The sequence below is a fragment of the Enterococcus sp. C65 genome (assembly GCF_040887165.1).
Lineage (GTDB): Bacteria > Bacillota > Bacilli > Lactobacillales > Enterococcaceae > Enterococcus_B > Enterococcus_B hirae.
This window is the reverse complement of record NZ_JBFOFG010000014.1, coordinates 17,129-31,624: the sequence shown is the minus strand read 5'-3', so window position 1 is coordinate 31,624 and position 14,496 is coordinate 17,129. Positions and strand designations below refer to the sequence as shown.

Annotated in this window: 10 protein-coding genes; 8 read left to right on the top strand and 2 right to left on the bottom strand. The window is 37.5% G+C overall.

All coding sequences use genetic code 11. The features are described from left to right. Positions 1-71 precede the first annotated feature (71 nt). Positions 72-791 carry a YebC/PmpR family DNA-binding transcriptional regulator gene (locus tag AB3I12_RS12785; RefSeq protein WP_063626840.1) on the top strand — a complete coding sequence of 240 codons (720 nt, stop codon included), beginning with the start codon at positions 72-74 and terminating at the stop codon, positions 789-791. A gap of 295 nt (positions 792-1,086) precedes the next feature. Next, positions 1,087-1,725, top strand: a complete 639-nt coding sequence (locus tag AB3I12_RS12780; protein WP_010719653.1) for a hypothetical protein — start codon at positions 1,087-1,089, stop codon at positions 1,723-1,725. A gap of 111 nt (positions 1,726-1,836) precedes the next feature. On the opposite strand, the gene helD is transcribed toward AB3I12_RS12780, so the two are convergent. Then, positions 1,837-4,116 carry an RNA polymerase recycling motor HelD gene (helD, locus tag AB3I12_RS12775; RefSeq protein WP_063626841.1) on the bottom strand — a complete coding sequence of 760 codons (2,280 nt, stop codon included), beginning with the start codon at positions 4,114-4,116 and terminating at the stop codon, positions 1,837-1,839. A gap of 198 nt (positions 4,117-4,314) precedes the next feature. On the opposite strand from helD, the gene AB3I12_RS12770 reads away from it, so the two are divergent. From AB3I12_RS12770 to AB3I12_RS12745, 6 genes are all read left to right on the top strand, one after another. Continuing rightward, a complete protein-coding gene (locus AB3I12_RS12770; protein WP_063626842.1) occupies positions 4,315-6,108 on the top strand; it encodes a heavy metal translocating P-type ATPase in 1,794 nt (597 codons plus the stop codon). 113 nt (positions 6,109-6,221) lie between these two features. Beyond that, a complete protein-coding gene (locus AB3I12_RS12765; RefSeq protein WP_002287649.1) occupies positions 6,222-6,401 on the top strand; it encodes a 2-hydroxymuconate tautomerase in 180 nt (59 codons plus the stop codon). A gap of 326 nt (positions 6,402-6,727) precedes the next feature. Next, entirely contained in the window at positions 6,728-8,668 is a 1,941-nt protein-coding gene (gene thrS, locus AB3I12_RS12760) for a threonine--tRNA ligase (RefSeq protein WP_034700539.1), read from the top strand. A 274-nt stretch (positions 8,669-8,942) separates the two neighbouring features. Beyond that, entirely contained in the window at positions 8,943-9,797 is an 855-nt protein-coding gene (locus AB3I12_RS12755; protein ID WP_063626843.1) for a hypothetical protein, read from the top strand. Positions 9,798-10,157: 360 nt separating this feature from the next. Next, a complete protein-coding gene (locus AB3I12_RS12750; protein WP_034700537.1) occupies positions 10,158-11,006 on the top strand; it encodes a MurR/RpiR family transcriptional regulator in 849 nt (282 codons plus the stop codon). A gap of 259 nt (positions 11,007-11,265) precedes the next feature. After that, positions 11,266-13,419: a penicillin-binding protein 2 gene (locus tag AB3I12_RS12745; RefSeq protein WP_010738122.1), complete on the top strand. Its 2,154-nt coding sequence runs from the start codon at positions 11,266-11,268 to the stop codon at positions 13,417-13,419. Between the two features lie 71 nt (positions 13,420-13,490). Here AB3I12_RS12745 and AB3I12_RS12740 read toward each other — a convergent pair whose 3' ends face one another. Further along, a complete protein-coding gene (locus AB3I12_RS12740) occupies positions 13,491-14,300 on the bottom strand; it encodes a Cof-type HAD-IIB family hydrolase (RefSeq protein WP_010738121.1) in 810 nt (269 codons plus the stop codon). Positions 14,301-14,496 lie beyond the last annotated feature (196 nt).

Genomic DNA, 14,496 nt, shown 5'->3' with positions numbered 1-14,496 from the left:
TGGAACAGGACGTTTTTGTGCTTAACCACTATCAGAAATGAACGATCAAAATTAGAAAGCGAAGTGAGAATATGGGACGTAAATGGGCAAACATCGTAGCGAAAAAAACCGCAAAAGATGCAAATAATAGCCGAGTTTATGCAAAATTCGGGATTGAAATCTATGCAGCAGCAAAATCAGGTGATCCAGACCCACACGCTAACCAAAAACTACGTTTCGTCATTGAACGCGCGAAAACTTATAATGTACCTAAACATATTATTGACCGTGCAATTGAAAAAGCAAAAGGTGCGGGAGATGAAACTTATTCTGAATTACGTTATGAGGGATTCGGACCAAATGGCTCAATGGTCATCGTTGATACCTTAACAAACAACGTGAACCGTACAGCTGCTGATGTACGTGCTGCTTTTGGTAAAAACGGCGGAAATATGGGTGTCTCTGGAGCTGTTTCTTACATGTTCGACAATACAGCGATTTTTGGTTTTGCCGGCGAAGATGCAGATGAGATCCTTGAATATTTGATGGATAAAGAGATTGATGTACGTGATGTCATGGAAGAAGATGGACAAATCATCGTTTATGGTGAAGTTGCTGATTTCCATAGTATCCAAGAAGCATTGAAAGAAAAAGGAATCACTGATTTTTCAATTGCTGAGATCCAAATGATTCCTCAAAATGAAGTGACACTTTCACCAGAAGACCAAGAAACATTTGAAAAAATGATTGATGCGTTGGAAGAGTTGGAAGATGTTCAACATGTTTTCCATAATGTAGCATTGGAAGACTAAACGATAAAAACGAATGAAGGTTGTGAAAGCATCGGATAGCTTTCGACTTGCGATTTATCCGTTTTTCGTTTTTACACCTGCTAATAGTCTGGGACGATTCGTCTCTCAGACTATTTTTTTACGCTTAAAAGAAGATCATTCGTTCTGAAAAAACAGTAGTTTATGACGAATCAATGATTTTATCTTTTTTTCGTATGTTTTATTTTTTATTCTGTTTCGTCCTGTGTTATTATTGATATAGACGTATTATTGAAAAAATGATACATAGGAATGTGGATGTAGGCGGGGAAATTTTATGGAAGCAAAAATTAGTTTAGAGCCTTTTGAACGTATTTTAAGCGGTTACCAAAAGATCGAAGAGCTAGCTGTGAATATCACAGACTGTTCAAAATTAGCAAAAAAATATGCCCATTATGGTGTAGAAGGTTATCGTTTAGGAAATTACGTAGGTACTGGTTACCTTAATCGCTATTTGGAATGTATGGTTGATCGCGTCCCCATGTTGATTTACAAAAGAAATTATTTAATCCCTTTACTTTTTAGACGTTCAGATTCAACCTTTCGATTATTTGAAGAAAATTATCGTATGGAAGCTTTCTTTCGTTTGTTAGAATGGAGCTTAAAACATCAACCAACAAAAATCTTAATTGAAAAAAATGAAAAATATGATTCTAAAAAAGTAAAAGTGATCGACAGTGCTTATCTAGCTTTTCGTTTATCAGAAATCCTTGATAGTGGAGGCTATCCGATCAGTAACTTCCGATCAATCGAACAGTTTATTGATTGGAATCGAATTTATCGGCTGATAGATAACGGGGGGATTGGGCGTCATAGTAAAGTCTTTGATCCTGAGTATCCTGAAAATATAGAAGAATTGCGAATGATTATTTCATTAGTTAAATTAAAGTATCCAGATACTGAATCATTTGTTTAAAAGGCGAGGTTGTGACTAAGTGGTTAGCTTCTTATTCTTGAAGCTACTTCTTTAACACCGTTTATTAAGAATAAAGGGCTGTGACAAAAATTTTGTCACAACCCTTTATTTTTATATATTGATAGTGGTATATAATGCTGGGTCCATGGATTCAATCAAAGGACTTTCAGATTCAGAAGTAACTAAAACGAGTTCGTGCATGGCTCTTGTACACATGGTGTAAAGAACTAATTGATCTTGGTCAGTGGCAAAGTTTGTATCATCGATTCCCCATAAGAAAACGCGATCAAACTCGAGCCCTTTTGCCAAGAATGCTGGTAGTAGGACGATTTGTCGTTTCATAAAATCTGTTTCATCAGAGATCAATTGGATACGATCTTTTAAGTATTCGGGCAACTGTTCATAGAGTTGTTCACACTCAGTCTGTGTTTTACCAATGATTGCGGTACGCCAGTAACGGGTATTTTCTTGAGTCGTTTCAAGCGTAGTTTTTAACCAATTTAATCGTTCTTCTAAGGAGGAACCTTTCACGATAGAAGGAAGCGTACCTTTGCGAGCCGTCGTTTCTACTTGATTTTCCTCAGTAAGAAAATGATTCGCAAAATCCGTGATCTCTTTTGTTGAACGATAGCTGGTCGTTAACTGGAAGTGTGTGATTTCTTGGTCTTTAAATAGTTGATCCAAAGAGCCAGTAATCGTTTCATTGCCGAAAACATTTTGATTTAGATCGCCACAAAAAGTGAGATTAGCTTTTGGATAGATCGCTTGTAAAAGAGCTACCTGAGCGGGAGCGAAATCTTGCATTTCATCGATAAAGATATAGCGAGCTTTTTGCATCACAGACACTGGATGGATGCGACGCATCAGCAAGAAGAATAATACTGCATCTTCTTGTCGTAGTTCTCGTTGACGAAGCTTCTCTTTTAATAAGGCTGAATGATCGTTCCACATCGTTGCGCTAATGTCATTTTTAGCCAACAGCGCCTGAGGTACGGTTTGTAAAAAGTGAAGGTATTGTTTGGTCAAATTGACAAATTGAAACTGATTGATACCGCGGTAGATTCGACGGAATCTTTTCTTCACGATTTGATTCGCTAGTTTTTTCCGTAAAGACTGTTCTTTTTGCTCCGTATACTCAAGGTTCGGATCATTCGCATATAAGTCTTGCAATTGTTCTTCTGCTAATTCTTTGACCCATTTTTGACGCATCTCATCTTTTTGGAGTCCACCCAATTTTTTTAATAATTTTGTTTGCAACAAGGAGAGACGTTGATGTAACGGTAAGAGTTCATTGGTTTCTTGATACCATTTGCGGATCGATTCTTTTGCTAAAATCGTCCGGCCGTTAATTTTCATATCTCTAAACAAGGGACCAAAACCAGTAATATGATCGATATAACGATCAATCTGATGGATTAGTTGAAGACCGCTTTTGAAGGTTTGGATCGGGTCCTTGTCTCCAGATAAAAAACCAACTTCTTGTTGCTCTTCTTCTAACAATGAAAATTCAGGTAATAACTGTTCCAAATAAGACTTGAAAGTTTGCGTAGGTACACCACTTTCACCTAAAGAAGGCAAAACAGTCGAAATATAGTCAGAGAAAAGATGATTAGGAGAAAAAAGTAAAACGTTCTCGGCATCTAACCATTTTCGATTGTGATAAAGTAAAAAGGCAATCCGTTGTAATAAAGCGGATGTTTTTCCACTACCAGCGATTCCTTCGATCAACATCACTTGACTTGTTGTATCACGAATGATGGCATTTTGGGCTTTTTGGATCGTAGAGACGATATTTTTCATATGCGCACTTGAGGCATCGTCTAGGATCTCTAGTAAGAAATCATCGTTGATCACTTCAGAAGTATCCACCATCGAAATAATTTTTCCGTCTAAGATTTTAAACTGACGTTTCAGCAGTAATTCAACATTGATTTTTTCAGTATCTGTTTCATAGAAGGCTGGTCCAATTTCCCCTTCGTAATAAAGGTTAGCAATTGGGGCACGCCAGTCGATTACGATTGTTTCTTCAGAGAGATCTCTTAAAGAAGCGATTCCTAGATAAAGTGTCTCTGCGTCTGTTTCTTCTTTAAAATCGATTCGGGCAAAGTAAGGGTTGTCTTCCATAACTGTTAACGTTTGGAGCCTTTTTTGCTGCGATTCAAGCGTATGGTATTTTAAAAGCAATTCTTGCTCATGTTGGCGGTATTCGACAGCAGATTCATAAAAGGATTCATTAGACCCACCTCTGATCTTATGGCTGGCGGTGTCTTTCGTAGAATCTTGCATCTCTTGGGTAAGAGATTGTTGTTTAGTGTTTAATAGCTTTTGTTCAAGCTGGATCAACTGAATGGTTTCATCCACGTGTTGTTGTTCTAGTTGTCTTTCATTCATTGCGTATATTACTCCTTCCGCCGTAAATAACGAATTAAAAGTATAGCACAAAAAGTGAGAAAAAGGTATCTTTGACTATTCGTTTGAAGGAAAGTGAAAGAAGAAAATCAATGAGAGTGAGAGTTGTTTTCAGTTAAGTGTAAATAATTTTCATTCTAGTTCTAAGTCAGTATCCTAAAATTGTAGGGAGTGAACAATATGACACATTTTAAAAAATTTTCAATCACCGTTTTGATAGGAATGACGGCACTTATTTGCGAATTTATTTTTAAACGACCCACACTTGCATTTCTGATTATCGCGATCACGGGTGGTATTTTGGCTTTCTTTATGTTTATTGAGATGATTAAAACATTACGTTCAGGTAAATATGGTGTGGACATTCTTGCTATCACAGCGATTGTTGCGACATTAGTGGTAGGAGAGTACTGGGCCAGTTTGATGATCCTGATCATGTTGACTGGCGGAGACAGTTTGGAAGACTATGCCAATAAAAAAGCTAGTCGAGAATTGCAAACGTTATTGGACAATACACCACGCACAGCGCATCAATTGATGAATGACCAATTGAAAGATATTCCAGTAGAAGCTGTTGAGATCAATGATTTATTAGTGGTGAAACCAGGAGAATTAGTGCCCGTTGACGGAAAAGTAGTAAAAGGTGAGTCGCAATTTGATGAGTCTTCATTAACGGGTGAAGCCAAACTTGTATTAAAAAAAGCAGGCGATGAACTGATGTCTGGCTCAGTCAATGGGGACGGTTCCGTTCAAATGATCGTTGAAAGAAGAGCAGCTGATAGTCAATACCAACAAATTATTAAATTGGTCGAAGAATCAAAAGAAAAACCAGCTCATTTTGTACGCTTAGCGGATCGTTATGCGGTGCCTTTTACATTGATAGCTTATTTGATCGGAGGTATTTCCTGGTGGGTCACGAAGAATCCTGTTCGTTTCGCAGAAGTTCTTGTTGTTGCTTCACCTTGTCCTTTGATTTTAGCTGCACCGATTGCCTTAGTGGCAGGAATGAGTCGTTCAAGTAAAAACGGAATCGTCATCAAAACAGGAACCGCCTTGGAAAAATTAGCACGAACCAAGACAGTTGCATTTGATAAAACGGGTACCATCACTAAAGGGGTCCTCGAAGTAGCAAGTATTCATCCAGAAGCTGGTGTAACATCAGAAACGCTCTTGGTCTATGCGGCAAGTGCCGAACAAGAATCAAGTCATATCTTAGCCCGATCACTAGTCCATGAAGTCGATAACGAAAAGTTATTGCCAGTGAATGAATTAAAAGAGATCACGGGGCAAGGAATACAAGCTAGAGTAGATGGACATTTCGTTAAAGTTGGCAGAGCTTCATTTGTCGGTGCCAAAGAAAGCCAATCTACTAAAACAGCTATCTATGTTGCAATTGATGACCATTTTTCGGGTACGATCTTATTTTCAGACGTGCTGCGTCCAGAAGCACAAGCAACGATTGAACAATTGAAAACAATGGGTGTAGCGGATTTGATGATGATCACAGGGGATGGACCGGCTATCGCTGAATCAATTGCAAAGGAGGTTGGGCTCACGGCTGTTCATGCTCGTTGTTTGCCGCAGGACAAATTGAATATCCTTGAGAGTATTCCCGAAAGTGAACGTCCCGTAACGATGGTGGGCGATGGGGTCAACGATGCTCCAGCTTTGACGATCGCAGATGTTGGAATAGCCATGGGCGCACACGGATCAACGGCAGCTAGCGAAAGTGCTGATGCGGTGATACTAAAAGATGATTTGACAAAAGTTGCTACTGCTATAACGATTTCCAGAGATACGATGAAAGTAGCGAAACAATCTGTTTTAATCGGTATTTTTATTTGTGTTTTTTTAATGCTGGTTGCTAGTACGGGGGTAATCCCCGCTTTGTTTGGAGCGGTTCTCCAAGAAGTAGTAGACACTGTTTCGATTTTAAGTGCATTGCGGGCTAAAAATGAGCGATCCCACACGTAACATCAGAAAAGACCTTTTCTCTTTGCTTTTTTTGCGGTATGATCATAGCATAGAAGAAGGTTTGGAAAGACCACTTACATTTAAGATAGCAATCATTAAAAGGAGACGAGACAATGCCATTTGTACACGTAGAACTAGTTGAAGGACGTAGCCCAGAACAATTAGAAAATATGATGAAAGATATTACAGAAGCTGTTCATAAAAATACCCAAGCACCAAAAGAACATATCCATGTGATTATCAATGAAATGAAAAAAGGCACTTATGGTGTAAATGGTGAATGGAAAAAATAAGTCACACCCACACTTGATTTTTCTTTTTATTAGTGGTTAAATAAACACATAGTTGATTGATGAGAAAGACAACTGAATTTGAGAGTCTTCGATAAGAGAGGAAAAGCCAGGCTGAAACTTTTCCAGAAGAAAACCAAAGGATGACCACTTTCGAAACCTTTGTTGAAACAAAGGCGGTCGTACCGTTATAACGCTCAAGGAACGTGTAAACGTTCGAAATTAGGTGGAACCACGAATCTTTCGTCCTAGTATCTCTTTTATGAGGTGCTGGGACTTTTTTATTGGTGTCAACTCATTCAATCAAAAAATCAAAGGAGGCTATTTTAATGATAAAAATTACTTTTCCAGATGGCGCAGTGAAAGAGTTTGATGCGGGAATCACGACTGCTGAGATTGCTGCAGGTATTTCCAAAAGTTTAGCTAAAAAAGCATTAGCCGGTAAAGTGAACGGTCAGTTGATTGACTTGAATCGTGGCATCGAAGAAGATGCGTCAATTGAGATCGTTACACCTGACCACGAAGATGCATTAGCATTGGTACGTCACTCAACCGCACACTTGATGGCACAAGCTATGAGACGCTTGTACCCAAATATCCATTTCGGTGTCGGACCAGCAATCGATTCAGGATTTTACTATGACACAGACAACGGTGAAAACCAAATCAGTGCCGAAGATCTTCCAGCAATCGAAGCAGAAATGATGAAAATCGTGAAAGAAAACTTACCGATCGAACGTAAAGTTCTTTCTAAAGAAGAAGCTCTGGAAATCTTTGCAAGTGATCCTTATAAAGTAGAATTGATCAGTGAATTACCAGATGAGGAAGTAATCACTGCTTATCAACAAGGAGAATTTATTGATTTATGCCGTGGACCACATGTCCCATCAACCGGTCGTATCCAAGTCTTCAAACTATTATCTGTAGCTGGAGCTTACTGGCGTGGAAATTCAAACAATCAAATGATGCAACGTGTCTATGGGACAGCATTCTTTGATAAAAAAGACTTAAAAGAATTTATTCGTCTACGTGAAGAAGCAAAAGAAAGAGACCACCGTAAATTAGGAAAAGAACTAGATCTATTTATGGTATCACCACAAGTTGGCTCAGGCTTACCATTCTGGTTACCTAAAGGTGCAACGATTCGTCGAACAATTGAACGTTATATCGTTGATAAAGAAATCAGCTTAGGTTACCAACATGTCTACACACCAATCATGGGAGATGTAGAATTGTATAAAACATCAGGTCACTGGGATCATTACCAAGAAGACATGTTCCCACCAATGGATATGGGTGATGGTGAAATGTTAGTTCTTCGTCCGATGAACTGTCCGCATCATATGATGGTCTATAAAAATGCGATCCATTCCTACCGCGAATTACCAATCCGTATCGCTGAACTAGGCATGATGCACCGTTACGAAAAATCAGGTGCGCTATCAGGTTTACAGCGTGTTCGTGAAATGACATTGAACGATGGGCATACCTTTGTACGTCCTGATCAAATCAAAGATGAGTTCAAACGTACGTTGGAATTGATGGTCGCAGTTTATGCTGACTTCAATATTACAGACTATCGTTTCCGTTTGAGCTATCGCGATCCGAACAACACGGATAAATATTTTGATGATGATGCTATGTGGGAAAAAGCGCAAGTGATGTTAAAAGCCGCAATGGATGAATTGGAATTGGATTACTTCGAAGCAGAAGGAGAAGCTGCTTTCTATGGTCCAAAATTGGATGTTCAGGTCAAAACAGCTTTAGGAACAGAAGAAACATTATCAACGATCCAATTAGACTTCTTGCTTCCAGAACGCTTTGATTTAACTTATGTTGGTGAAGATGGTGAAAATACACATCGTCCAGTAGTTATCCACCGTGGGATCGTTTCAACGATGGAACGTTTTGTTGCTTATTTAACTGAAGTTTACAAAGGAGCTTTCCCAACTTGGTTAGCACCGATCCAAGCAACGATCATTCCTGTTTCAGTTGAAGCGCATAGTGACTATGCTTATGAAATCAAGGAACGTCTACAAATGAAAGGTCTACGTGTCGAAGTAGATGACCGCAATGAAAAAATGGGTTATAAGATTCGTGCATCACAAACACAAAAAATTCCATATCAACTAGTCGTTGGTGATAAAGAAGTGGCTGATGCAACGGTCAATATTCGCCGATATGGAAGCAAAGAAACTTCAGTAGAAGATCTCAACATGTTCGTTGATGCGATGGTTGCTGAAGTCCAAAATTATAGTAGACAAGGTTAATTTCAATAGTCGGAAAAGTGACTTGACTACCCTAGAATGTAAGATCAAACCGATGGTGTCGAAAATCGAAAACGATTTTTGATACCATCGTTTTTTTACTAAGCGGATTATTACGCTTCTCCCATATCTTTTTAAGAGTCAAAGCTAAAGCATGCAATTTGAAACAACAAAGCGATAATGAGAATCTTTTTTTCTGAAATTACGAAAAGATGAATAAGCAAGCCTTTCATCTTATGCTATTATTAGGTTGAAAAGGAAAAAAGGAGGGCTGGAAATGGGAACTTTTTTTACAAATAAAAGGCTAAATAAAAAAGGAAATAACGTAGCTCAAAATGAGTTAAGCGAGCAAACAAACGAAATGCAGTCAAAACAAGCCAATCGTAAAAAAAAGAACTTAGCAGTAAATTTAATCGTAAAAATTGAACATGCGATTAAACAAAGGAGTCAACATAAATCCACGAATCAAAAAAATTCGAAGTCCGTTGGTCCCGCTAAACGAATGTTGGAATTGATTAGGCGAGATTTTTCTATGCTTGAGAAAGTACTGAATAATACTTACCAGGAAATCCATAAGCTTGACCGCTCTTTCAGAATAAAAATGATCAGTTACATAAGAAACGATCGGAAAAGAATGGCAACAAAAATTCGTGCGTTCAAAACAACTTTGATTCCTCATAAAAGTAATTTTACGAATCAAATCGAAATAGCTCCTCGTGCTAAGAATGAAATGGAGAATATTTTACCTATAACGAAAATCAAAATGAAACAAAGAAATGAAGAGCAGACTAAACTTGGTCTCAGAAAAAATTTGTTTAAGCAGTTTTTCAACCGACTGTTATATTCCAATAGCCAAAAAATGAGGAATCAAGACCTAAACAAAATAGTAGTAGAAAAAATACAGCAAGAAAAATATGAAGAAAAACAAGTGTTGTTAACAATGGAACAAATATTAGCAAGATCGTCAAATAGAAAAGATATGCCAGAACAACTTTTCAGTCGATCAATACAACCATTCGAGAATACTAAGGAAGAAAGACTAGCACAAATAAGTGAGAAAATCCAAAATGCTATGAACTTCTCAACTTCTAGGAATCAATTAGGAGCAGCACATGCGGAACACCAACTCTAAAAATTCTATCATGACATCATTTATAAATTGGAGTTAAATACTCGTGACTTCTATCAAAAGTATTCAACGTGAGACAACAAAATTTTCATGATAAAGGGTGCAACTATCATATGAATGATAGGATAACCAGGAGCTGCAATCGTCCATTCTTCTTGAAAAATTAATCTTTTATCTAAGAGTCCAAGGCTTGCCTTGGGCTCTATTGCTGTAGCCGAACCTCATCAATTATTTTTTAGCTTCATACTTTTTCTCCAACATTTATTTACAGATGATGACAAAATTTCTTGTCAGACGTCACGATCTTATTAGTGGGATATGGTATACTTAGCTAGACTGGAAGAGAAAAAGGAAGTGAGACAAATGAGCGTTATTAGCCGTATTGAGAGCATGATGGAGGAGTATTCTTCAACTGAAAAAAAGCTCGCTGATTATATCATCAAAAATGTAGAAAAAATTCCCACGATGACTGCGAACGAGTTAGCAGAAGCTGCTGGGTTAAGTGCGCCCACAGTTGTCCGATTTTCCAAAAAAATTGGGTTTCAAAGTTTGACTGACTTCAAAATAAATATTTCGACCGAGTTACAAACCGGTATCGTTGAAGGCTTCAGTGATATTCATCCAAACGAATCATTTTATTCGATCAAACACATTTTGGGAAATAATGCGCAAGTGGCAATCAAAGAAACGGTGGACATTTTAAATGAAGAAAAAATTCAAGAAGTGGTTGAGACCCTGGAAAGTGCTGAAACAGTCTTTCTATATGGCGTGGGCGCTTCATCTTTAGTGGTGGAAGACATTTTGCAAAAATGGTCTAGAGTAGGCAAACCCATTATTTTTGAAAAAGATATCCATGTTTTACTTCCTCAATTAGTAAGCAATGAAACTAAAAAAGTATTATGGTTAGTCTCCAATTCTGGTAGTAGCGCGGATGTCGTAGCAGTTGGAGAAATCGCAAAAGATTTAGGGATTGAGGTAATTGCTTTAACGCAATTTGGAAATAATCCTTTAAGTAAGTTGGCGGATGTTGTTGTACAAACCTCACGTCCAAAGGAAATTACCAATCGAAGCGCTGCTACAAATTCTTTGCTGGCTCAGTTTGTTACTATCGATATTATTTTTTATTTATATATGACAAAGAATGAACAGTTGGGGGAAAAAGTTCGTGAAACCAGACAAGTAATTAAAGGATACTTTGGTTCAAAACGGTAAGAGCATTATAAAAAGTTTTCCACAGTAAAAATATCATTTGTTGTGTTTCACGATAAGAAAATGATAAATTAAATAAAAAACTTTATTTTTTAAAGGTTTGAATTGTTTGAAAACTTGACACGATTTTATCCTGTGAAACAAAAAAAGAATATCAACTTGAAATAAGTTAAAGAATTTATTAGTGATTTTCGTTTCTTCTTTTTTATTTCAAGAAATTTAGGTACAATGAAACATAATAGTAAGTAGGAAAAAGATAGGAATGATGAGAGAGTTTATGAAAAAACTATTAAACAATTCATGGATGGATAAATTGAAAAAAGGTGCACAAGAGCCGAAAAACAAAACATTTCGACGTTCACATGTCCCTTTTCGGTTGAATTTTCTTTTTTTCATCATATTTACATTATTCGTCGCATTGATTGCACGATTAGGTTATCTACAAATCGTTAATGGCGAAGCAATGGAAGCCAAAGTGAAATCATCATCGACACTAACGATCCAAACCAGTTCTCCGAGGGGGATGATTTACGATTCGACAGGTAAACCATTGGTGACGAACCAAGCGAATCAAGCAATTACTTTCACCAGAGGAACAAAAATGACGGCAGAGGATCTGCTTAAAGTAGCGACAAGACTAAATCAATTAATCAATGTGCCAGTTGATGAAAATTTAACTGAACGAGATAAAAAAGACTTTTGGTTAGCTGATCCTAAGCATTTGAAAGAAGCAACGGAACGCTTAACAGCAAAGGAAAAACAACTTGATTCCAGCGATCAATACAAAGCGTTAGTTGATAAAGTAACCGATAGTGAAATCAACTTCAATGAAGAACAATTAAAAATCGCGACGATTTTTAAACGCATGAATAGTGCGTATGAGTTGAACACGGTATTTATCAAAAATTCAGGTGTGACTGATCAAGAATTAGCGGTTGTTTCCGAACATGCTTCAGAACTACCTGGAGTATCCACAGGAACCGACTGGACACGTCAATACACGGCTGCTGACTCAATCAAAAGTATTTTAGGTAGTGTGACAACAGAAAAACAAGGTTTACCAGCTGATGAAGTAGATGAATACTTAGCTAAAGGCTATTCTCGTAATGATCGTGTGGGACAAAGTTACCTTGAAAAGCAATATGAAGATGTTTTACAAGGAACAAAAACCCAATATGAAGTAACCCTCGATAGTAATGGGAATGTAACGAATCAAAAAGAAATCTTTGCTGGTGAAAAAGGGTCCAACCTCATGTTGTCTCTTAACGCTGATTTCCAAGCCAAAGTCGAAAATATCTTAAAGACAAACTACCAAAAATTAGTGGATAGTGGAAAAGCAACTTATTCGCCAGGGGCGTATGCAGTAGCGATGAATCCACAAACCGGTGAGATATTGGCTATGACAGGATTTAGCCACCAAGAAGGGTCCAAAGAGTTGACAGAAAATGCTTTGGGGAATATTACTAGCGCCTTTACTCCAGGGTCAGTAGTCAAAGCAGGTACGTTAACTGCTGGTTGGCAAACGAATGTGATCTCAGGTAACCAAGTGTTAGTCGATGAGCCAATCAAATTACAAGGCTCTTCTGAAAAGAGTTCGGTCTTTAATCGAAGCGGGCGTATTGCAATCAATGCAGTCAAAGCACTTGAACTATCATCGAATACGTATATGATCAAAGTTGCGTTGAAAATGCTGGGATTGGAATATACACCAAATATGGGACTTCCTTCACTAAATGAAGAGTCAAAAGCCTATGAAGAATTACGTAAAGCGTTCAAACAGTTTGGTTTAGGAACAAAAACTGGGATTGATCTACCAAATGAATCACCAGGGATTTCTCGTTCTGTTGATTTTATGAAGAAATTTAATGCAGATAATGGTGCTCAATGGTACACACCAGGTAACTTTACTGACTTAGCTTTTGGTCAGTTTGATACCTATACACCGATCCAATTAGCGCAATATGCTTCAACTGTAGCCAATGGTGGTAAGAGAATCCAACCTCGTTTAGTCAAGGGAATCTATGGAAATGATGAAAATGGGAACCTTGGTCCGGTGAAAAAAGAGCTGGAAACAAAAGTCGAAGATACCGTTGATATTTCTCCAGCTGATATGTCGATCCTTCGTGAAGGATTCCATCAAGTTGTTCATGGAACAGATGCGTATACGACAGCTAAACCTTTAGCTAGTGCAAAAATGGATTTGTCTGCTAAGACTGGTACAGCCGAAACTGTAGCTGAAGGTCATCCAGATATTACCACAGTAAATAGTAATATCGTGGCCTATGGTCCGAGTGATAACCCACAAATTGCAATTAGTGTCGTTCTACCGAACTTATTAGATGAAAAAGATCATATGAATCTAGTCATTGCAAAAGAAATCATGGACACTTACTACGATATGTTCATGGCAAAATAAAAAGACCAACAACTAAAAAGACCGTTCCAGAGAAATACAATTTGTTTTCTCTGGAACGGTCTTTTTTGATTTTAAAGGGCTAATAAGTCTTCTAAATACGTAGCTAAGCCATCTTCTTGGTTGGTGTGTTCAGTGACATCGTTAGCAACGCCTTTTAATTGATCGGTACCATTTTTCATTGCAACTCCCCAGCCAGCATATTCTAATAGTTCCAAATCGTTATGTTCGTCACCAAAAGCAATGACATCTTTTTGATCGATATCAAGGTAATTGGCAATGCGATGAACGCCTTTGGCTTTTTCAATTCCTTTAGAAACGATTTCTAAAATAGCCATTGGTCCTCCCCAAGTACGAACATCAACAAAATTACCGAATTGACGGGTTAATTCAGCTGAAACTTGTTCAGCATAGCATTTTTCTGTTCGAACCAGTAAAGAGGTTGGATCAGTTGTCAGATTTTTAGGCGATAATAAATTTTGAGGGCTAGGATTTGATGCAGCAAAAATTTTTTCATCAAAAAAATCAAAGCTGTCAATAAAATAAGTTTCACGATTTTCTGCAGCAATGAAATCTAAATTCAATTGGCGTTTTTGAGCTAAAATCTCGAATACGATGCGTTTATCGATCGAGGTTTCTTTTTCATGAGCCCAATATTGATTAGGGATATGTACTAAAGCACCGTTAAAGTTGACCATCGGTGTAGACAATCCTAATTGCTGATAATAATGATAACTCATTCGGAAGGGGCGCCCAGTAGCAATACTGACATGGTGACCAGCGTTAATCGCTTTTTTTAATGTTTCTTCAGTTTTTGAAGTAATGATTGAATCCGGATTTAAAGTTGTTCCGTCTAAATCAATGGCAATGAGCTTTCTATTCAAAAATGTCATTCCTTTCAATGCTAGTATGTGTTTCAGTCTAGCACATATATTTTTTTTAACAAGGTGCAAATGTAAGGGAAAAAGAAGTCTTTTTTAAATTAAAGAGAACGGATACATTTTGTTCAATAACCATTTATAAGGTAAAACACGAACGTTAAGCATTTTTTTATTGCTTTTTTTAATGATTTTATTGAAA

Excerpts from the sequence above, each read along its gene's own strand:
- AB3I12_RS12785 (WP_063626840.1), top strand. The coding sequence starts at position 72 with ATGGGACGTAAATGGGCAAACATCGTAGCGAAAAAAACCGCAAAAGAT.
- AB3I12_RS12780 (WP_010719653.1), top strand. The coding sequence starts at position 1,087 with ATGGAAGCAAAAATTAGTTTAGAGCCTTTTGAACGTATTTTAAGCGGT.
- helD (WP_063626841.1), bottom strand. The coding sequence starts at position 4,116 with ATGAATGAAAGACAACTAGAACAACAACACGTGGATGAAACCATTCAG.
- AB3I12_RS12770 (WP_063626842.1), top strand. The coding sequence starts at position 4,315 with ATGACACATTTTAAAAAATTTTCAATCACCGTTTTGATAGGAATGACG.
- AB3I12_RS12765 (WP_002287649.1), top strand. The coding sequence starts at position 6,222 with ATGCCATTTGTACACGTAGAACTAGTTGAAGGACGTAGCCCAGAACAA.
- thrS (WP_034700539.1), top strand. The coding sequence starts at position 6,728 with ATGATAAAAATTACTTTTCCAGATGGCGCAGTGAAAGAGTTTGATGCG.
- AB3I12_RS12755 (WP_063626843.1), top strand. The coding sequence starts at position 8,943 with ATGGGAACTTTTTTTACAAATAAAAGGCTAAATAAAAAAGGAAATAAC.
- AB3I12_RS12750 (WP_034700537.1), top strand. The coding sequence starts at position 10,158 with ATGAGCGTTATTAGCCGTATTGAGAGCATGATGGAGGAGTATTCTTCA.
- AB3I12_RS12745 (WP_010738122.1), top strand. The coding sequence starts at position 11,266 with ATGATGAGAGAGTTTATGAAAAAACTATTAAACAATTCATGGATGGAT.